General features: G+C 28.0%; 17 protein-coding genes. All 17 read left to right on the top strand.

The window, feature by feature from the left end:
- Positions 1 to 34 precede the first annotated feature (34 nt).
- The 17 genes from I4U89_RS09985 (at position 35) to I4U89_RS09905 (ending at position 22,137) form a co-directional block, all read left to right on the top strand.
- A complete protein-coding gene (locus I4U89_RS09985; protein WP_195940225.1) occupies positions 35 to 727 on the top strand; it encodes a hypothetical protein in 693 nt (230 codons plus the stop codon).
- Between the two features lie 75 nt (positions 728 to 802).
- Positions 803 to 2,161, top strand: coding sequence for a 23S rRNA (uracil(1939)-C(5))-methyltransferase RlmD (gene rlmD / locus I4U89_RS09980; protein WP_195940224.1), 1,359 nt, complete (start codon positions 803 to 805; stop codon positions 2,159 to 2,161).
- A gap of 1,081 nt (positions 2,162 to 3,242) precedes the next feature.
- Positions 3,243 to 4,094, top strand: a complete 852-nt coding sequence (locus tag I4U89_RS09975; RefSeq protein WP_195940223.1) for a 2-oxo acid dehydrogenase subunit E2 — start codon at positions 3,243 to 3,245, stop codon at positions 4,092 to 4,094.
- A 706-nt stretch (positions 4,095 to 4,800) separates the two neighbouring features.
- A complete protein-coding gene (locus I4U89_RS09970; protein ID WP_195940259.1) occupies positions 4,801 to 4,959 on the top strand; it encodes a hypothetical protein in 159 nt (52 codons plus the stop codon).
- Positions 4,960 to 5,280: 321 nt separating this feature from the next.
- Positions 5,281 to 7,302 (top strand): NAD-dependent DNA ligase LigA, encoded by a 2,022-nt coding sequence (ligA, locus tag I4U89_RS09965; protein WP_195940222.1) that lies wholly within the window; start codon positions 5,281 to 5,283, stop codon positions 7,300 to 7,302.
- 131 nt (positions 7,303 to 7,433) lie between these two features.
- Positions 7,434 to 8,783 carry a ribonuclease PH gene (gene rph, locus I4U89_RS09960; protein ID WP_195940221.1) on the top strand — a complete coding sequence of 450 codons (1,350 nt, stop codon included), beginning with the start codon at positions 7,434 to 7,436 and terminating at the stop codon, positions 8,781 to 8,783.
- Positions 8,783 to 9,253, top strand: a complete 471-nt coding sequence (locus tag I4U89_RS09955; RefSeq protein WP_195940220.1) for a metallophosphoesterase family protein — start codon at positions 8,783 to 8,785, stop codon at positions 9,251 to 9,253. Before rph ends, I4U89_RS09955 begins: the two co-directional genes overlap by 1 nt.
- 144 nt (positions 9,254 to 9,397) lie before the next feature.
- Positions 9,398 to 10,684, top strand: coding sequence for a trigger factor (gene tig / locus I4U89_RS09950; protein WP_195940219.1), 1,287 nt, complete (start codon positions 9,398 to 9,400; stop codon positions 10,682 to 10,684).
- A gap of 79 nt (positions 10,685 to 10,763) precedes the next feature.
- Positions 10,764 to 11,354 (top strand): ATP-dependent Clp endopeptidase proteolytic subunit ClpP, encoded by a 591-nt coding sequence (gene clpP, locus I4U89_RS09945; RefSeq protein ID WP_092922368.1) that lies wholly within the window; start codon positions 10,764 to 10,766, stop codon positions 11,352 to 11,354.
- Positions 11,355 to 11,369: 15 nt separating this feature from the next.
- The gene (gene clpX / locus I4U89_RS09940; protein WP_195940218.1) at positions 11,370 to 12,617 is read left to right on the top strand and encodes an ATP-dependent Clp protease ATP-binding subunit ClpX; all 1,248 of its coding nucleotides are present in this window, start codon (positions 11,370 to 11,372) and stop codon (positions 12,615 to 12,617) included.
- A gap of 465 nt (positions 12,618 to 13,082) precedes the next feature.
- The gene (gene lon, locus I4U89_RS09935) at positions 13,083 to 15,431 is read left to right on the top strand and encodes an endopeptidase La (RefSeq protein ID WP_195940217.1); all 2,349 of its coding nucleotides are present in this window, start codon (positions 13,083 to 13,085) and stop codon (positions 15,429 to 15,431) included.
- Complete coding sequence (gene yihA, locus I4U89_RS09930; RefSeq protein ID WP_195940216.1) at positions 15,431 to 16,042, top strand: ribosome biogenesis GTP-binding protein YihA/YsxC; 612 nt, start codon at positions 15,431 to 15,433, stop codon at positions 16,040 to 16,042. The genes lon and yihA overlap by 1 nt, the downstream gene beginning before the upstream one ends.
- A gap of 211 nt (positions 16,043 to 16,253) precedes the next feature.
- Complete coding sequence (locus tag I4U89_RS09925) at positions 16,254 to 17,609, top strand: APC family permease (protein WP_195940215.1); 1,356 nt, start codon at positions 16,254 to 16,256, stop codon at positions 17,607 to 17,609.
- Between the two features lie 258 nt (positions 17,610 to 17,867).
- Entirely contained in the window at positions 17,868 to 18,941 is a 1,074-nt protein-coding gene (locus tag I4U89_RS09920) for a PRK06851 family protein (RefSeq protein WP_195940214.1), read from the top strand.
- Between the two features lie 400 nt (positions 18,942 to 19,341).
- On the top strand, positions 19,342 to 20,607 hold the full coding sequence (locus I4U89_RS09915) for a GspE/PulE family protein (RefSeq protein ID WP_243279190.1): 1,266 nt from the start codon (positions 19,342 to 19,344) through the stop codon (positions 20,605 to 20,607).
- Between the two features lie 31 nt (positions 20,608 to 20,638).
- On the top strand, positions 20,639 to 21,739 hold the full coding sequence (locus I4U89_RS09910) for a type II secretion system F family protein (RefSeq protein ID WP_195940213.1): 1,101 nt from the start codon (positions 20,639 to 20,641) through the stop codon (positions 21,737 to 21,739).
- A gap of 11 nt (positions 21,740 to 21,750) precedes the next feature.
- Positions 21,751 to 22,137: a prepilin-type N-terminal cleavage/methylation domain-containing protein gene (locus tag I4U89_RS09905; protein WP_195940212.1), complete on the top strand. Its 387-nt coding sequence runs from the start codon at positions 21,751 to 21,753 to the stop codon at positions 22,135 to 22,137.
- Positions 22,138 to 22,451: the final 314 nt, after the last annotated feature.

Genomic DNA, 22,451 nt, shown 5'->3' with positions numbered 1-22,451 from the left:
AAATATACTAATATATACTTAAGGGGGGATTTTAATGGGTGGAAAATTAGTTATGACAACTATAAATCAAATAAGAATAGAGGTTGAGAAATCTAAAAGAGTAAAAGAAAATAAAAAGGGAAAATACATAAAACAGCTCAAAATATTGTATACAAAGTATGAAGGCATAGAAATTAACGAAAAATTTAAAAAACAATATCAACAACTAAATGCAAAAGGAATAGATCTTTTAAAAGAAATTAGAGGCTCTAAAGATGAAAATAAAATAGAAGGAAGTATAGAAGTTTACATAAGATATCTAAAAGCATCTTTATGTGACTTTGAGGGTAAGACAAATTATTTAAGAAAGTATATAACGAGTTTTTTATTTAGTTCTATACTATTTTTAGCACTATCTCCCCAATTTTATGGATTTATATTGCCAGTGATATTCTTCTTACCTATATACATGGGACTAAAAGGTGTTAAACAAAGAACCATGACAGGATTTTATATGACTATGAGTGTTGTACCTGTAGCTATAATGACTTCTTTTACATGGATAAGATATGGCATTAATGCTAAGATGAATTACACAGGTGCAGTAAAGGCTATTGTGGATAGTGGAGTAGCAGAAAGTCTAGCAAGAAAATTAGTATATATAGGACCTGTATTTGGGTTTATATTATTATTATTTGCTTGTTTACAAATGTATAGGGGTTATAAAAGTAGAGATTTATTTATATAAGGGCTTTATAAGGCTCTATTTTTTTGGTAAAATAAATTCTTGTAGCTTTAAAATATACGGACGGAGGATACTTTGATGTTGACAAAAAATAAAGAATATATTGTAGATATAGTTGATATAGGTCAAGGTGGAGTAGGAATAGGAAAATATGATGGATTTACAGTCTTTGTAGAGGGCGGATTAGTAGAAGACAAGGTAAAAGTTAAAATAAATAAATCTAAGAAAAACTATGCAGTTGGAGATATAGTTGAGATAATAGAAAAATCACCATTTAGAGTTGATAGAAAATGTAGTGATTCACTTAAAGATTGCGGTGGATGTCAGGTACAAGAATTAGAATATCAAAAGCAATTAGATATAAAAACAAATGAAGTAAAACAAGTTATAACTAGAATCGGAAAATTAGATAACGTAAAAATACACAATACTATAGGAATGGAAAATCCTTTTAGGTATAGAAACAAAGCTCAATTTCCTATACAAAAGAGTGGAAATAATCCAGTAATAGGTTTTTATAAGAAAAAAAGTCATGATATAATTCCAATGGACAAGTGTATAATACAACATGACATAAATGATAAAATAGTGAAAATAATAAAGACTTATATAAATGCATATAATGTAAGTGTTTATGATGAAAAAACACACACTGGAGTATTAAGACATTTAGTAACTAAAATAGGATTTACGACTAATGAAGTAATGGTTGTATTAGTAGCTAATGGCAAGAAGTTACCATATCTAAAAGAGTTAGCATCAGTACTAGAAGAAAATATACCAGGATTTAAAACTTTAGTGGTTAATGTAAATAGAGAAAAAACTAATGTTATATTAGGAAAAGAAAATAGAGTTATATATGGAAATGGAAAAATAAATGATTATATAGGAAATTTAGTATTTGAAATATCTCCATTATCATTCTTCCAAGTAAATCCAGTTCAAACAGAGGTTTTATACAATAAAGCTTTAGAATATGCGGATTTAAAAGAAAATGATACTGTATTTGATATATACTGTGGAATAGGGACTATCTCATTATTCCTAGCTCAAAAGGCAAAAAAGGTTTATGGAATAGAAATAGTGGAAGATGCTATAAAAGATGCTAAAATAAATGCTCATATAAATAAATTAGACAATGTTGAATTCTATGTAGGTAAGGCTGAAGAAGTTGTTCCTAAGATGTATAGCGAAGGAAAAACGGCCGATGTAGTTGTAGTAGACCCTCCTAGAAAAGGATGTGACGAGAAAGTATTAGATACAATAATATCAATGCAACCGGATAGAGTGGTATATGTATCTTGTAATCCATCTACATTAGCAAGAGATTTAAATTACCTAGATGAAAGAGGATATAGATGTACTGAAATACAACCAGTAGATATGTTCCCTCATACTATGCACGTAGAATGTGTAGCAAAGTTAATAAGAAAATAATTGTAAAGTTGCATTAAACTCGAAAAAACACCTTGAAAGCTCAATCGAAACAAAGAAAGTCTAACTAAAATAGGTTCACAAAGGATTGATTAAAAGGAAATAAAAAGAATAAAACATATTAGAGAATAACCCTTTGAAGGCAGAAAAAGAGCTTTTAGAGGGTTTTTTATTTTATAAAAGGGAGAAAAGTAGTTCAATAATTTGAGGAGTGTACCAAGGCAAGCGGAGTTTAAAGAGGATATTTTTGTGTGACTTTTTGGGTGGAGTACAATAATTGTAAAGTAATATAAAAATTTATTAGTGTGACTGACTTTTTAAAAGTCAGTTACAGAATAGCTTAAAGTAATAAATAATAAAAAAATTAATAATTAAATTAGATAAATACCAATATTTTTATTATTTGAATTATCATCTCGTAAAAGTAAAGAAGTTGAATTATGGTTATAGAATATAAATAAAATGAAAAAACATATTTTGATGAAAAAGTATTAATTAAGATAAAAGGATATCGATGACAGAATATAAGCACTAGAAAATTTTGAAGTTAAAGGGAAAATTGTAGGTGAAATCTAAGGTGATTTAGAAGGAAAATTAGAAATATCAAAAACTTTAATTACCAATGTAGGAATAAATATTATAATTTGATCGACAGGATTAAATAAAGCAGAATATTAAAAATTAAAAATAATCTTAAATAAAAAATAACTAGTCAAGAGCTTTTCTTACAAAATTGTAATGTATATGAAAGATAAATAAATATGTGATTTCTCTTAAAAATGATAAAATAGCATTGTAAGGACAATAAGGAACAAAATATGAAAAATACTTACAATAAAAATAACTGGTAGGAATTATATCCTGAGCTATAGATTTAGTTCACTCAATGGTTGAATCAAAGTTTGCAAATGAATTATTAACTATGTTTAATAAACCAGATATAGGAGCATTATCTAAAATAGGATATTTTACTTCAAATTAGTAGAATATTAAAAAATAATTAAATATTATGCATAATATAATTAAAGTTCGCAATTTTTATATAGTAAGAATAATACATATTTTAACATATAGGAGGTCTATTATGAGTAAATTAACAACCATTAATATAGAAAAGTTTTCAACTGAAAGAAAAATTATATCTTATATGACAACAAAATCTTGGCAAATGATACCGCATGTATCTTATATGTATGAACCTGATATTACAAATTTTATTGATGAATTTAAAAGATTAAAAGCAGAAGATGAATCATTAAAAAATGTTTCAATTAATTCATTAATGTTAAAAGTATTTTCTGAAGGTTTGAAATTTGCACCAAAGCTAAATGCTCACATATCGTATAATCAAAGTACTGGTGAAGGAGAAATTCGTACAATTAAAGATATTAATGTAAATATGCCTTGGATTTTGCCAAGTGGAAAAATGATGACAATAAGTATAAATAATATTGAAGAAATGTCTTTATATGAAATTAATAAATATATTAAAGATTTAGGTAAGAAAATTTCAAGTATAGATTCAGAGTGTTTATCTAAATCATTTTCAGATAAAATAAACTATAATATTATAAACAGTATAATAAGTGGAGAACATAAAATGTCTGAAGATAATAATGAAGATAAATCAAAAATACCTTTAGAAATAGGGACTATAACTATATCAAATATTGGCTCTACATATAGAGAACAAAGAGGTGCTATTGCTTTGTTAGATATCATACCTCCGCAAGTTTGTGTAATAGGTTTTGGTGCAATTTTAGAAAAACCAGGTGTATATATTGACGAAAATGGAGAAAAGGCTATTGGTATTCGTAAAGTATTACCAATATGTTTAGCTTTTGACCATCGTGCACTAGATTTTGGAGAAATTATACCTTTTATAAAAAAATTAGATAGTATATTTGAAAATCCAAATATACTAAAAAGTTTTTAAATATCTTATTATGATATTTTCATAGTAATAAGATATTTAGAGAAAAATAAAATTGAATTAAAGAAAGAGTATAAGTTATGGACTTTATAATTTACTCCTAAAAATAAAAATAGTAGTTAAACTTTAAAATTTAGCTACTATTTTTATATAATATATTAATATCTAGATTGTACTCCTATAATACATTCTGTAGATGGTTTATCACAGCCAATTACTCTCACTCCTTTTCCGCTTGCTATCCAATTTTAACAATTTGCTATTGCATAAACATATAATAAATCCTATTATTCCTACAACAGCCTCTATTGTTTAATTTATTGTTTCAACTAACCCTGCTAATCCACCGAATATAGTAATATCTCTTTTGAATAAATTATTTATTAATGAAGTTTCTTTTGTATTTATATTTGTTTTTATATTTTTATATGTATTCACTATTTCATTATGTAGCAAGCATACTAAATAAACATATTAATAAGTATTTAAATTCTTATATCATTTGAATACATTTAAGCAGGCAATAATTTTTACAAATGAAGTATATTTAATATTTTGCTAAATATGAATGCATTAATTAAAAAGATTATCATAAAATTTTACTATTTTATTGAATTTAATAACTATACTGTTACTTTTTAGGCAATATATATAAATAGCATAAATTTATTTTATTTTTTTAGTTTGACTTTTTAGGAAGGATTTTGAAATGAAATTTAATTTAAAAAGAAAGGTTTTAATTACAACGGCAGTAACAACAACTTTATTAACTGGATTTGATGATAAACAAGATGGAAATAAATTTATAAATAAGAATCCATTAGAAGCATATTCAAAAGATAACAACGGTAATAAAGATCAGTGTTAGCACACTAAGAATGAGATACGTAAAATGTGTAGCAAAATTAGAAAAGAAATAATAATGCAAATAAATATAGTGGAATTTGGTTAGAATAGTATTAAATAAATGTATATAGCACCTCAGAATTTATCATCGCAGTCATATATACATTTATTTTTAAATAGATTGGTCCTTCAAGCAATTGAAGGACTTTTATTTTTTTATTATAGAGAAATTATAATATGAAATAATTAAACAAATCATGAGGTTATAGTGATATACTAAAATATATTAAAGTTATAAAATGGCAATAATAAAAAATAAGATTTTACATAAGAGGTGATAATAGTGAATGTAGAGAATAGAATAAGTGAATTAATAGACTTAATAAATTATCACAATGATAAATACTATAATGAAGATACTCCTGAAATATCTGATTATGAATATGATAATCTAATGAAGGAGCTAATAAAGTTAGAAGAAGAAAACCCTAAGCTAAAAAGAGTAGATTCTCCATCGAGTAGAGTGGGAGGAAAACCATTAGATAAGTTTGAACAAGTGGTTCATAAAATACCAATGTTAAGCTTAGCAAATGCATACTCTGCACAAGATTTAAGAGATTTTGACAAAAGAGTAAGAGACATGGTAGAAGGTGAAGTAGAATATGTTGTAGAGTTTAAAATAGATGGTTTATCTGTAGGACTTACATACAATAATGGATTATTTGAAAAGGGAGCAACCAGAGGGAATGGTATTGTAGGAGAAGATATTTCTCAAAATCTTAAAACAGTAAAAAGTATACCTTTAAGAATAAAAGACGTAGAAGAAGTTGTTGTAAGAGGCGAAGTATTCATATCTAAAGATGATTTTAAAAAAGTTAATGAACAACAAGAAAAACAAGGATTACAATTATTTGCTAATCCTAGAAACTTAGCTGCAGGCTCATTAAGACAATTAGATCCTAAGCTAACAGCAAAAAGACCTTTAGATATATTTATATTTAATCTAGAGTATGTACAAAACACAGATTTTAAGAATCATAGCGAAGCCTTAGATTATCTTAAGGAGTTAGGATTTAAGGTAAGTCCAAATTATAAAGTATATAATAATATACAAGATGTAATTGATCATATAAGATATTGGACAGATAATAGGGGTGAGCTAGGATTTGAAATAGATGGTATGGTTATAAAAGTAAATAATTTAGCTCAAAGAGAAGCTATGGGATATACTGCTAAAAGTCCAAGATGGGCAATAGCATATAAATTCCCGGCAGAACAAAAGAAAACCAAAATATTAGATATAATAGTTGAAGTAGGTAGAACTGGAACAATAACCCCTACAGCAGTATTAGAGCCTGTAAGGCTAGCAGGAACTAGTGTAAGCAGAGCTACGCTTCATAATGAAGATTATATAAGAGAAAAAGATATAAAAATAAATGATACAGTATTGGTTCAAAAGGCTGGTGATATAATTCCTCAAGTTGTAGAAGTTATAAAAAAAGAGCGTACTGGAGATGAAATAGATTTTGAGATGCCGAAAAAATGTCCTGTATGTTCTGAACCAACAGTAAGATTAGAAGGGGAGTCTGCTGTTAAGTGTATTAATATATCTTGCCCAGCTCAAATTAGAAGAGGGATAATTCACTTTGTATCTAGAGATGCTATGAATATTGATGGATTGGGAGAATCTATAATAACACTTTTATTAGATAAAGGATTAATTAAAGATATAGCTGATTTATATACATTAAATAAAGATGAAGTTGTAAAACTAGATAGAATGGGAGAAAAATCAGCAAATAACTTATTAAACTCAATAGAAAAGTCTAAATCAAATGATTTATGGAGACTTATAAATGGATTGGGAATAAAATTTGTTGGGACTAAGGGAGCTAAAATACTAGCTAACAACTTTAAGGATTTAGATTTAATAATGTCTGCATCAAATGAAGATTTAGTTAACTTAGAAGAATTTGGGGGCATAATGGCAAATAGTGTTGTGAAATTCTTCAAAGAAGAAAAGAATATAAAATTAATAGAAAAATTAAAGAGCTGTGGTGTAAATACAAAGTCAATACAAGATGAAAGCTCTGATATTGCTAAAATATTTGATGGGATGAAAATCGTACTTACAGGTACATTACCAACTCTTAAAAGAAATGATGCAAAAGAGATGATAGAGTCTAGGGGAGGAAAGGCCACTTCAAGTGTAAGTAAGTCTACAACATTTGTATTAGCTGGAGAAGAGGCAGGCTCAAAATTAACTAAAGCCAATGATTTAGGTGTAAAAGTAATTGATGAAGCTAAATTTATGCAACTAACAGGCTTACAGTCTAAAGAAGAAGTAGAAAATGAATTAAAGTAATAAATAAATAAATTATTGTAGAAAGAATATTTCATCTACAATATTACGAATGTAGAAAGCTATTAACAATATATGCTAATATTATTAGTATATGTGAAAGCTAAGCATACAAGGTTAAGAGAGGTATTTATATGGCGAGAATTAATAATAGAAAAAATGATGAAATAAGAGATATAAAAATAACTAGGAATTATACTAAATATGCAGAAGGTTCTGTGCTTATAGAAATGGGAGAAACAAAAGTAATATGTACAGCTTCAATAGAAGATAAAGTACCACCATTTTTAAGACACACAGGAACAGGATGGATAAATGCTGAATATTCTATGTTACCAAGATCTACTCATCAAAGAAAAATAAGAGAAGCATCAAGAGGAAAGCTAGATGGGAGAACTCAAGAAATACAAAGATTAATAGGAAGAGCTATAAGATCTGTTGTAGATTTATCTAAAATAGGTGAAAGAACTATATGGGTAGACTGTGATGTTATCCAAGCTGATGGTGGAACTAGAACAGCATCAATAACAGGGGCATTTGTAGCAGTGGTAGATGCTTTAAACAAATTACATAAATCAAAGGCAATAAAAGAAATGCCAATAACAAACTTTGTATCTGCAATAAGTGTTGGTATAGTTGGTCAAGAACACATGCTTGACTTATGTTATGAAGAAGACTCAAATGCACATGTAGATATGAATGTAATAATGACTGATAAAGGTGAATTTGTTGAGGTTCAAGGAACTGGAGAGGAAAGACCTTTCTCAAGAAATGATTTAAATAAATTATTAGAACTTGGGGAAAAAGGAAATAAAGAATTAATAAAGGCACAAAGAGCTGCTTTAGGTGAAATAGCAGATGAAATATTAGGTATGGAGTATGGAAATGAAGTTGTTATAGCAACAAATAATGCTCATAAATTAGAAGAAATAGGGGCTATATTAGAAGACTTTGAATACAATGTATATTCATTAAAAGATGTAGATTTAGACGGAATAGAAATAGTTGAAGATGGAAAGACATTTGAACATAATGCACTTATCAAGGCAAGAACTATAGCAAAGAAAACAAAGATGATAACAATAGCTGATGATTCAGGATTAGAGGTAGATGCTATAGGAAAAAAACCAGGAATTTATTCTGCTAGATTCGCAGGAGAAAATGCAACTGATGAAGAAAATAGACAAAAGTTAATGAAATCTTTAAATAATGTAGCTGCAAGTCAAAGAACTGCAAGATTTGTATCAGCTATAGCTGTAGTATTCCCAGATGGAAAAGAATTTGTAGTTAGAGGAACTTGTGAAGGTGCTATAGGATTTGAAGAAAAAGGTAAAAATGGATTTGGGTATGACCCATTATTTATAGTAAGTGGATATAATAAGACATTTGCAGAAATGCCAAGTTCTGTAAAGAATAGTATAAGCCATAGAGCTAATGCATTAAAATTAATGAAAAGTGAGTTTTCTAAAAGGGTAGTGAGATAATGAAAATAGGTATATTAAGTGATACACACATGATAACTAAGTTTATAGATAAAGCTATACCCTACTTAAAAGATTGTGATTTACTAATTCATGCAGGAGATAATTTTTCTGATTCTAAGTATATACATAATATGACTAATGTTCCTATTATGGCTGTAAAAGGAAATTGTGATTTTGATAATGTAGAAGATGAATTGGTATTTGATATAGAGGATAAAACTATATTCTTGTGTCATGGGGATAAGTATGGAGTAAAGTATGGATTAGATGAACTAGAAAGTAAAGCAAAGTCTGTAAATGCAGATATAGTTGTATTTGGTCATACTCATACACCTTTATGTAAAGAAAAAGGTAAAATTTTATATATTAATCCTGGAAGTGTATCATTTCCAAGGGGAGTCGCATATAAAAGTTTTGTAATATTAGATATAGATAATGGAAAAATAAATATGACAGAAATTAAGATATAAACAAGTATTCAAAAGTTTTATAAACTAAGTGAATACTTGTAAATAAAAAAACTTATGTGATATAATTAAAGAGTTAAACTATAATATTGTAAATTAAAATCAATATAAATTAATTACATAACAATAACTAGGAGGATTAAGTTAATGAAAGCAGAATTATTAAAAAAAGAAGGTACTAAAGTATCTTTAAAAATAACTGTAGATAATGATAAATTTGAAGCAGCAGTAACAAAAGCATACAATAAAAATAAAGGAAAGTTCAATATACCAGGATTCAGAAAAGGTAAAGCTCCAAGAGTTGTAATAGAATCTCAATACGGTAAGGGTGTATTCTACAACGATGCTATAGAATTATTATTCCCTGACGTTTATCCAGAAGCTATAAAAGAATTAGATATAGATCCAATAGACAGACCAGACTTAGATGTAGAAGAAATAAGCAAAGATAACGGATTAGTTATGGTTGTTACTGTTGAGGTTAAACCAGAGTTTGAATTAGGAGCTTACAAAGGTATAGAAATAGCTAAAGTTGATAATAATGTAACTGAAGCAGAAGTTGAAGTAAGCTTACAAGAAATGCAAAACAAGCACGCTAGATTAATAAGTGCAGAAGATAAAGCATTAGAAAATGGATTCACAGCTATAATAGACTTCGAAGGATTCGTTGATGGTGTAGCATTTGAAGGTGGAAAAGGTGAAAACTATAGCTTAGTTATAGGATCAAACACTTTCATACCAGGATTTGAAGATCAATTAGTAGGAAAGAAAGCTGGAGAAGAAGTAGAAGTAAACGTTGAGTTCCCAGCAGAATACCATGCTGAAAACTTAGCTGGAAAGCCTGCAGTATTCAAAGTTAAAATAAATGACGTTAAGGTAAAAGAATTACCAGAATTAGATGATGAATTTGCTAAAGACTCAAGTGAGTTTGATACATTAGCTGAATTAAAAGCTGACTTAAGAACTAAATTAGAAGAAAATGCAAAAGCTTCAGCTGAAGCTGAAATGAGAAATGCTATAGTTGAAAAAGTTTCTGCAAACACAGAAGTAGAAATACCAGAAGCTATGATACAACATCAAATAGACAATATGTTAATGGAACTTAACATGCAATTACAATACCAAGGATTAAACTTACAACAGTTATTACAAATGACTGGAAGAAGCATAGAAGAGTTAAGAGAAGAAAGAAGAGAAGATGCTGCTAGATTAGTAAAATCTTCATTAGTATTAGAAGCAATAGCTAAAGCTGAAGCTATAGAAGTTTCAGAAGAAGAAATGAACGAAGAATTAGAAAAAATGGCTAAAATGTACAACATGGAATCTGATAAAATAAAAGCATCTTTAAGAGAAACTGATATAGAAGATATAAAAGGTCAAATAAAGATAAGAAAAACTATAGATTTATTAGTTGATAATGCAGTAATAGCTTAATTTTTTACAGTAGCCTTTTAGGCTACTGTAAATTATATATAAACAAAATAAATATAAACATATAGAGGGGGTATGATCTATGGCATTAGTACCTGTAGTTGTTGAACAAACAGGAAGAGGAGAAAGATCTTACGATATATATTCTAGATTACTAAAAGATAGAATAATATTCTTAGGAGACGAAGTAAATGATGCTACAGCAGGACTTGTAGTGGCTCAATTACTTTTCCTAGAAGCAGATGACCCAGATAAAGATATACATTTATATATAAATTCACCAGGTGGAAGTATAACTGCTGGAATGGCAATATATGATACAATGCAATATATCAAACCAGATGTAAGCACTATCTGTATAGGTATGGCAGCGTCTATGGGAGCATTCTTATTAGCAGCAGGAGAAAAAGGAAAGAGATTTGCATTACCAAATAGTGAGATAATGATACATCAACCATTAGGTGGGACTAGAGGGCAAGCAACTGATATAGAAATACACGCAAAAAGAATATTAAAAATGAAAGACACTTTAAATAAAATATTATCTGAAAGAACAGGTCAGCCATTAGAAACTATTCAAATGGATACTGAACGTGATAACTTCATGAGTGCACAAGAAGCTAAGGAATATGGTTTAATAGATGAAGTAATCACACAAAAAGACCGTAGATAGGAAGAGGTGCTTAATATGTCAAAAAATGAAGACAAAAGACAGTTAAAATGTTCATTCTGCGGCAAAAACCAAGAACAAGTAAGAAGGTTAATTGCAGGTCCAAGTGTTTATATATGTGATGAGTGTGTTGAACTTTGTGATGAAATAATCCAAGAGGAAATAGAAGACACTGTTGAAGAGGATACAACATCTCTACCTAAGCCAAAAGAAATGATGGATATCTTAAATGGTTATGTAATTGGTCAAGAAACAGCTAAAAAAGCTTTATCAGTAGCAGTTTATAATCATTATAAGAGAATATATAGTAAAAAGGCAAGCAATAAAGATGTAGAAATACAAAAGAGTAATATACTTTTACTTGGGCCTACAGGTTCAGGGAAGACATTATTAGCTCAAACACTAGCAAAAACTCTAAATGTTCCTTTTGCAATGGCTGATGCAACATCTTTAACAGAAGCTGGATACGTTGGAGAAGACGTAGAAAACATACTACTAAAGCTTATCCAAGCAGCTGATTTTGACGTAGAAAAGGCTGAGAGAGGAATAATATATATAGATGAGATAGATAAGATAGCTAGAAAATCAGAAAATCCATCTATAACTAGAGATGTTAGTGGAGAAGGTGTTCAACAAGCTCTTTTAAAAATATTAGAAGGAACAACAGCTAACGTTCCACCACAAGGTGGTAGAAAGCATCCACATCAAGAATTCTTAAAAATAGATACAACTAATATATTATTTATATTAGGTGGAGCTTTTGATGGCATTGAAAAAATAATACAAGGCCGTGGCAAAGAAAAGACTTTAGGATTTGGAGCTAAAATTGAAAGTAAAAAAGAAATGGATTTAGGAAAGGTATATGCCAAAGTACTTCCAGAAGATTTACTTAAATTTGGTTTAATACCAGAGTTTATAGGAAGAATTCCTGTTGTTGCAACTCTAGAATTATTAGATGAAAATGCTTTAGTTCAAATATTAAAAGAACCTAAAAATGCTTTAGTAAAACAATACAAAAAGCTTTTAGAAATAGATGACGTTGAACTAGAATTTGAAGATGAAGCGCTTCGTGCAATAGCTAATAAAGCTATAGAAAGAAACACAGGTGCAAGAGGTCTTAGAAGTATAGTTGAAGGAATCATGATGGAGAGCATGTTTGAAGTTCCATCAAGAGATGACGTCAAAAAAATTGTAGTTACAAAGGAATGTGTAACTAAAGGAGAACAACCAACATTTATATTAAAAGATCAAGAAGAAAGTGCATAATAAAAAAGAGGAGCCTTAAAAGCTCCTTTTTAAATGTAAGAATTTTATAATTTTAATTAATGGGTATTAATAGACTAATAAACTTTAAAAAGTATAAAATATCATTAATTAGATAAAAGAGTATTACTACATATAATAGTCAAAACTTGTTTATTATTAAAATATCATATAAACTATTCATATAAAACTTATTTAAAGTTTATCACAAAAATTATATAATATATATTTATAAATAAATATATATTATCCTAAAATATAAAATATAAAGTTTATTCATTAGTATATTACATTCAATATTACAACATAATAAAATAAGAGAAAAATGATAAAAGATTTTACCAAATCAACAAATTTGTTTATACATTCTTTAAGCAAGGTGAATTTTTCTATAAATGTTGAAAATTAGGGATTGTAAATATATAATATAAAAAGCAATAAAATCTAGCACTTTAAGGAGTGATATTAGTGGAACAAAATTATACGAAGATAGAACATGAATTACCGCTAATTCCACTAAGGGGATTAGCGATATTCCCATATATGATACTAAACTTTGACATAGGAAGAGAGATATCTTTAAAAGCTTTAGATCAAGCTATGTTAGCTGATGAGTTAGTATTCTTAACGTCTCAGAAAGCAGCAGAAGTTGATGAGCCAACAGAAGATGATTTTTATCATGTAGGAACTATATGTAAAGTTAAACAAATGATAAAACTTCCTGGGGATACAGTACGTGTATTAGTAGAGGGAATTTCAAGAGGTAAGATAAAAGAAGTAAGCAATGAAGAAGGGTATTTTAAAGCAATAATAGAGGAAATAGAATACGATGATGAAAATGCAGAAGAAGATATTGAAGTAGAAGCATTTGTAAGAAATGTGTTTGATGCATTTGAAGAGTACATAAATATAGGAAATAGAGTATCACCAGAAATATTAATATCTTTAGGTGAAATAGAAAATGTAGATCGTTTTATAGACACTATAGCTGCTAATATCTATCTAAAACCAGAACAAAAGCAAGAAGTTTTAGAAGAGTTTGATATTAAGAAAAGGTTAGAATTAATATATAAAATTCTTTTAGAAGAGATAGATATACTTAAAATAGAAAAGAAAATAACTCTAAGAGTTAAAAAGCAAATGAATAAGGTTCAAAAGGAATATTACCTAAGAGAACAACTAAAAGCTATACAAAAAGAATTAGGAGAAGAAGAAGACATAAATTCTGAAGCTGACGAGTATAGAGCAAAGCTTAAGAAAATAAAAGCTCCCAAAGAAACAAAGGAAAAGATATCTAAAGAAATAGATAAATTTTCTAGAATATCACCAATGTCTCCAGATGTATCGGTTTTAAGAGGGTATTTAGATAATATATTCTCATTACCTTGGAACAATGAAACTAGAGACAAGCTTGATATAGAAAAAGCTAAAGAAATATTAGATAATGAACATTATGGATTAGAAAAAGTAAAAGAAAGAATACTTGAATATTTAGCTATAAGAACATTATCAAAATCCTTAAAAGGACCTATAATATGTTTAGTAGGGCCTCCAGGTGTTGGTAAAACATCGATAGCAAAATCGATAGCGAACTCATTAGGAAGAAAATTCGTTAGAATATCTTTAGGTGGGGTTAGAGATGAAGCTGAAATAAGAGGTCATAGAAGAACTTATGTTGGGGCTATCCCAGGAAGAATAATAAATGGAATAAAAGAAGCCAAAACTAAAAATCCAGTATTCTTACTAGATGAGATAGATAAAATGTCAGCAGATTATAAAGGAGATCCGTCTGCTGCAATGTTAGAAGTTTTAGATCCAGAGCAAAACAAAGATTTCGTGGATCACTATATGGAAGTTCCTTTTGATTTATCAAAAATATTATTTGTTACAACTGCAAATAGCTTAGGAACTATTCCAAGACCTTTATTAGATAGAATGGAAATAATAGAGGTATCTGGATATATAGAAGAAGAAAAGCTTAATATAGCTAATAAATATCTATTACCTAAACAAATAAAAGAACATGGCCTAGCACCTGGTTTCGTTAAAATAAATGAAGAAACTATGAGAGAAATAATAGGTTCTTATACTAGGGAAGCAGGGGTAAGAAACCTTGAAAGAACTATAGGTAAAATATGCAGAAAAGCAGCTAAAAAGTATGTAGAAGATAAATCTTTAGAAGAAATAGTTATAAATAAATCTGACCTAGATGATTACTTAGGTAAGAATAAATATAGACATCAGTTAGCAGGAACTAAACCAGAGGTAGGTGTTGTAACAGGTCTTGCATGGACATCTGTTGGAGGAGAAACTCTAACTGTAGAAGTAAATGTTGTAAAAGGTAAAGGCCAAATAGTATTAACTGGTAAGCTAGGTGATGTAATGAAAGAATCGGCTAGAACAGGTATATCTTATATAAGATCAATTGCTGACAAATTTGATATAGATCCTGATTTTTACCAAAATAAAGATATACACATACATTTACCAGAAGGTGCAGTACCTAAAGATGGTCCATCAGCAGGTATAACAATGGCTTTAGCTGTCTTATCAGCATTAACAAATATACCAGTAAGAAATGATGTTGCTATGACAGGAGAAATAACTCTTAGAGGAAGAGTTTTAGCTGTAGGTGGAGTTAGAGAAAAACTATTGGCTGCACATAGATCAGGAATAACAAAGGTATTACTTCCAAAAGAATGCGAAGCTGATTTAGATGAAATACCTGAAAATGTAAAAGAAAAAATGGAATTTGTACTTGTAGACCATATGGACCAAGTATTAGAGCAGGCATTAGTAAGGAATGGTGAAAAGTAATGAAAATTAGAAGTGCAGAAATAACAATGAGTGCAGTAAACAGAGCTCAATATCCAGATGAAGGAATACCAGAAATAGCTTTAGTTGGTAGATCTAACGTCGGAAAATCATCAACAGTAAATACATTATTAAATAGAAGAAATTTTGCTAGAACAAGTCAGACACCTGGTAAGACTAGAACAATAAACTTCTATCTTATAAACCAAGAATTTTTCTTTGTTGACCTTCCAGGTTACGGATATGCAAAGGTTGCAAAATCTGAAAAAGAAAAATGGGGAACTATAATGGAAAGATATCTATCTGATAGAGAAGAATTATGTGCAATATTCTTATTAGTAGATATAAGACATGAACCTACAAGTGATGACGTTATGATGTATGAATGGATAAAGCACTTTGGATATAAATGCGTAGTAATAGCTACTAAAGCAGATAAAATAGCTAAAGGTAAATATCAAAAGCATTTTAGTATAATAAGAAAGAAATTACAATTAGATAAAGATGAAAAGATACTTCCTATATCTTCTCTTAAGAAAACTGGAGTAGAAGAAATATGGAAAGAAATAATAAGCCAATATAATGAAGCTGGTTATGAAATAACTGTCGACTAGTATGAAATAGACTATCTCAAAATTGAGGTAGTCTATTTTTTTATTATTTAGAGGAAAATAATTTGTAAATTTATATTAATTAAAGTAAAAATTTAAAAATTAAAAAAATTAAAAAAATTAAAACTAAAATGTCAATTTATATTGATATTTAGTAAATTACATAGTACAATATGTAAAATAATATGAAATAAGACAACTCGGAGGTGAAATAATGAGTAATAATAGCCAAAAAGGATTAAGAAAGACACTGGGTTTAAGTGCAGCACTTTCTACGGTAGTAGGAATGTTAATAGGTTCAGGAGTATTCTTTAAGCCACAAGCTATATATGAGTCTACAAATGGAGGCGCAGGTCTAGGACTTTTAGCATGGTTAATAGGAGGACTTATAACTATAGCAGCTGGACTTACAGCAGCCGAAATATCTTCTAGTATAGTAAAAACAGGTGGATTAATAGTTTATTTAGAAGAAATTTACGGTGAAAAAATAGGATTTTTAACAGGATGGATGCAATCCATACTATTTATACCTGCAATAACAGCAGCACTAGGAATTATATTTGCACAAGAAGCAGTGAACTTATTAGGTTTACAAGGTAATATATATGTAACTTTAATTGCAATAGGAGTAATAGTGCTTATAGCTTTATTAAACTCTTTAGGTGCTAAATTTGGAGGAGGAATACAAACTGTATCTACAATATGTAAGTTAATACCTTTAGCACTTATAGTAATATTTGGATTTATAAAAGGAGAACCATCAACAGATATAATGGTACCTCTAGTAGGTAAAGATACAAATATGGTTAGCGCTATATCTCAAGTACTTATAGCAACTTTATTTGCATACGATGGATGGATATATGTAGGAGCATTAGCAGGTGAGATGAAAGATCCAGCTAAGCATTTACCTAAAGCTATAGTAGGTGGAATTTCTTTAGTAATGGGAGTATACATACTTATAAATGTAGCGTACTTATGTGTTGTCCCAGCATCAGAGATGGCATCAGTAAGTGCACCAGCTACACTTGTAGCAAGTAAATTATTTGGAGCGTCAGGAGCTAAAGTTATAAGTATAGGTATATTAATATCTGTATTTGGAACACTAAATGGTTTCTTGATGACTGGGGGAAGAATACCTTATATAATGGGATGTGATGGGAGAATACCTTTCTCAGAGACTTTTGCTAAGTTAAATAGTAATGGAGTTCCATTAAATGGAATGTGGTTAATAGCTGGATTAGCAATAATATACTCTCTATCAGGTCAGTTCAATTTCCTATCTGATTTAGCAATATTTACAATATGGATATTCTACACAATGTTATTTGTAGGAGTTATAAAACTTAGAAAAGATAAGCCTAATATGAATAGACCATATAAAGTGCCGTTATATCCGATAATACCTATAATAGCAATAATAGGAGGAGTATTTATTGTTGTTAGTACACTTATGACTCAAACACAAAATGCTATATTAGGGCTTATAATAACATTAGCTGGTTTGCCAATTTATAATATAACTAAAAATAAGAATATAAAACAAGAAATACAAAATAATGCAGCATAGTATAAGGAGCCGTCTCAAAATAGAAACGGCTCTATTTTGATTTAAGATTATTTAGTTAAATATAGCTATATTATAAAATGATTAAATAAATATTATAAGCAAATAAGAATATAATTGTAAAAGGGGGTCATTGAACTTTAATATTAAAAAATGTATTAAAATAATTAGTTATAGACAAAATAATTTCTAAGATAGTAACAAAATAAAATGTACATTAATATTTTATAAAGTAGAAGAAAAATATGAGGGGGCTAAATCATGGCAGGTAGAGTTAGAAAATTATTCCCAGGTGGAAATACAGCAAATGGATCATTTAATTTTTTTGATAATATTATACCTCAAAATGTTAATAGAATCTTTTGCTTAAAAGGTGGACCAGGAGTTGGAAAATCATCATTTATGAAAAAAATAGCAAAAGAATTTATTGAAAAAGGGTATGATGTAGAACTGCACTACTGTCCATCAGATCCAAGCTCTTTAGATGGGGTTGTGATACTCAAATTAGGAGTAGTTTTGCTAGATGCAACTGCACCGCATATTGTAGACCCAAAAGACCCAGGTGCTATAGATGAAATATTAAATTTGGGGGAATACTGGGATGTAGAAAAATTAGTACAAAATAAAGATACTATTGTAGAATGTGGAAAAGATATAAGTAACTCGTTTAAAAGAGCATATAAATATTTAAAAGCTGCTGAGCCAATTTATTATGACATAGAAGAAAAGTATAGAGATTGTATGGACTTTGGCCAAGTAAATCTAAAAATAGAGCATTTTATACACGATATATTTAAAGACTCTAGTAGTACTGGTATTTATAAATCACCAAGGCATTTATTTGGAACAGCTATAACACCAGTAGGACATTTAGATTATACAGATAGTATATTAAGTCAAGTTAAGAAGGTATATCACTTGAAAGGTAATATAGGAACAGGTAAAACTACATTTTTACAAAATATATGTGATAAAGCTATCCAAAAGGGAATGAATGTAGAAATTTACCATTACCCACTTATTAAGGATAAGATTGAAACTGTAATGATAAAAGATTTAGATATAGGTATAACAGTAAGTAGTTTATTTGAAGGTAATAGCACTATAGATTTAGATGCTTACCTAGATGAAGAAAAATTAGAAAAATATATAGAAGAAATTAAGTTTGATAAAAAAGTATTTGATGAGCTATTAAATTATGCTATATCAAATCTAAAAAAAGCTAAGGCAAAGCATGATATTATAGAAGCATATTATGTGCCTAATATGAATTTTGATAAAATGGAAGAATTAAAAGAAGAGATAATAAATAGAATTTTAAAGTATGAAGAATAAATAAAAAAAGAGAAAGATGCAAAATGTCTTTCTCTTTTTTTATTAGAATTAAGTTATACATTATTTAATATGCTTAGAACTTTAAATATTTATTAAAAATAATGATAGATATATTATTTATCACTACCATATAAATACTAAATAATTATTTACATATTTACTAAAATATAATAAAAATTTGCATGATATCATTAGAAATTAAATAACATAAAAATTAATTTAGGAGGAGTATAATTGTATGAAAAATAAATATATGTTGATAATATTAACTAGTATATTAACAATTAGTAAGAAGTGAATATTAATTAGAAATAATCAAATGGAAAAATGAATTATCAAGGTAAATTTGAGTATATGGGAGGTAAATAAAATAAACCTAAATAAAATTGAGAGTATATCTTTGAAAAATAAAATAATTAGTAGTAAATACAAAGTGTTTAATATGAAACATAAACGCAGGCAAAGTGATGAGAAAGAAGAAGTTTTAAAGGAATCAGAGAAAGAATCACATATAGGAAATAATATAAATTTAAATGAAACTTATGCAAGAGATATTTTTAAAAGTATATTAGACAAAGCTATAATAAAAAATGCTAGTGATATACACATAGAACCATTTAAAGAATATATATTAGTTAGATTAAGAGTAGATGGATTTTTAGTAGAAGATAGAAAACTAGAGTATGAAGTATATCAACAGCTATTAGTAGTAATAAAATTAGATACATTTATGAATATAACTGAAAAAAGATTACCTCAAGATGGCAGACTTGCCATTGATATAAAAGATCAAGTGATTGATATTAGAGCATCAACGTTACCAACCGTTTATGGTGAAAAAATTGTTCTAAGAATATTAAATAGAAAATCATTTCTAAAAAGAAAAGAAGAACTTGGATTTTCTAAGAAGGCCATAGACAAGATAGAAAGCATTATAAATAAAAAGTCAGGAATATTATTAGTAACAGGATCAACGGGAAGTGGCAAAACAACAACAGTATACTCTATAATAAATGATTTAAAATGTACAAGTAAAAACATAGTGACTATAGAGGACCCTGTAGAGTACAAAATAGAAGGAGTAAATCAGATACAAGTAAATAATAAAGTAGGCTTGAGTTTTGAAAGTGGGCTAAGGTCTATATTAAGACAAGATCCAGATATAATAATAGTTGGAGAGATAAGAGATATAGAAACAGCAAAAATAGCAATAAAAGCAGCTGCTACAGGCCATTTAGTGATAAGTACTATACATACTAAAGATGCAGTATCTGCTATATCTAGATTATTAGATATGGAAATACCACAATATTTGATAAGTGCATCTTTAATAGGCATTATATCTCAAAAGCTCATAAGAAAAGTATGTACTACTTGTATTACACAGAAAGAAGAAAATGAATTAAACCAAATTAATGAGAATCATATGAATAGAGAGTGTGAAGAATGTGATGGATTAGGCTATAAAGGAAGAACTGCTATTTATGAAATACTGGAAATAGATAATGATATAAGAAAAGATATACAAAATATGCAAGATTATAACACTATAAAAGAGACTGCAATAAAAAATGGCATGATAACATTTGAAGAAAGTGCAAAAGATTTAATAGATAATAATATAACTACTGAAGGAGAATACATAAGTTTAGAAATAGGTATTTAAAATTATAATTTATACAATAAACGAGGATAAAATGGATTCTAATATATATGAGCATTTTACTGAAAGTGAAATAGTAAACAAAAAATCAAAAAAGAAATCGTACAAATTAAAAGATAGAGAATTAAAAGATTTATGTAATGAAATAGGTATATTATTAGATTCAGGATGCCATATAATAAATGCATTTGAATTAATAAGAAACCAATCAACCTCTAAGATAAGAAGAGTCATAAATAAAATAATACAAGATATACAAAAAGGTAATTCTGTGAGTCAATCATTTCAAAATACAAATTCATTTTCAATGTTTTTTATAAGCAATATAAGAGCTGGGGAAGTTACTGGAAGGTTAGAATATACTATGAATGGCCTAGCTAAGTATTATGACAATCAATATAAGGCTAAGTCTAAAATAAAAAATATGTTGATATACCCAGCATTTGTTTGTATATCATTTTTAATCTCTGTGATAGTTGCAATAACTATGATAATACCAAATTTTGAATCTACTTTTATAGTAAATGATATAGATATTCCAGTATTAACAAAGATACTTATAAATTTAGGAAAATTCTTTAGAGATAACTATATTGCAATACTACTTGGTTTATTATCAATAGTATTTGGATTATTTTATTTATATAAATATACTTACACATTTAAAGCAATACTATACATAGTATCATTAAGGTTACCAATAATAAGAGGTATAATAGAACTATTAGTAGCTAGTAGATTCTGTTCAACATTAAGGATATTAATAGAAAGTGGTATACAGATAACTGAGGCAGTAGAAATATCTGCAAGAGTTATTGATAATAAATATATTTATAAAAAAATTTTAATTTCAATAGATCACATCAACAAAGGGAATAGTATTTCAGATTCAATAAGCTTATCAAATGTATTTCCAAAATCGCTCATAAGTATAATAAAAATTGGAGAAGAAAGTGGAAGATTAGATAGATGTTTAAAATCTAGTGAAGAACTATATACAAGCAAACTAAGTACAAAAATAGAAAAAGTAATCAGATCTATAGAACCTACAATAATAGTCATAATAGGTATTTTAGTGGGGGTATTTGCTATAGCAATGATAACTCCTATGTTTGATTTATCAAGTTCATTTTAAGAGGTGAAATTATGGTTAATAAAAAAAATAAAAAGAAGCAAGGATTCACACTAGTAGAAATGGTTATAGTTATAACTATTTTAGGAATATTATCTGGGATAGGATTTCTTAAGTTTGGAGAAGTTCAGCAGACAGCGAAAGTTAATGCTGACAAGGTAGCAGCATCAAGTTTAGTTACAGCTACAAATTTAGCTATACAAAGTGGAGAAATTGACATAAATAAAGTAAATAATGAGACCGACATTATCCAAGAGTTAGTAACAAAAAAATTTATTACAGTAGCACCAAAACCACAGAGTAAAGATAAAGAATCTAATTTTAAGGTTGAAATATCCGAGGATGGAGATGTATCAGTCCTAATTGATAAAGAACATTTTTATCCAGAAAAAGCATCTTAAAAAATAGAATATAAAAAACTATCTATAAATTTAGATAGTTTTTTTGTATATTAGGATATATTTTGAAAAGAAAAACATATTTTTAGAAAGGATAGTGTATATATCCAAAGTCTTATAAGCTATTTAATAGTATTAAGTATAAATATGACAAAACAAATATGAAGGAATATTTAAAAAATCTGTAGAAACACTATATATATCCAAAGGTCAATTTTATATACCAAAACTTAACAGTATACATAAATTTAATAAAATAATATGATATTTATAGAATCATTTAATAAAAAATGGTATAATAATAAATTGTACTTTAA

The sequence above is a fragment of the Romboutsia sp. 1001713B170131_170501_G6 genome (assembly GCF_015668195.1).
Classification (GTDB): Bacteria; Bacillota; Clostridia; order Peptostreptococcales; family Peptostreptococcaceae; genus Romboutsia_C.
Note: the sequence above shows the minus strand (reverse complement) of the source record. Positions and strands in the feature narration are given on the sequence as shown.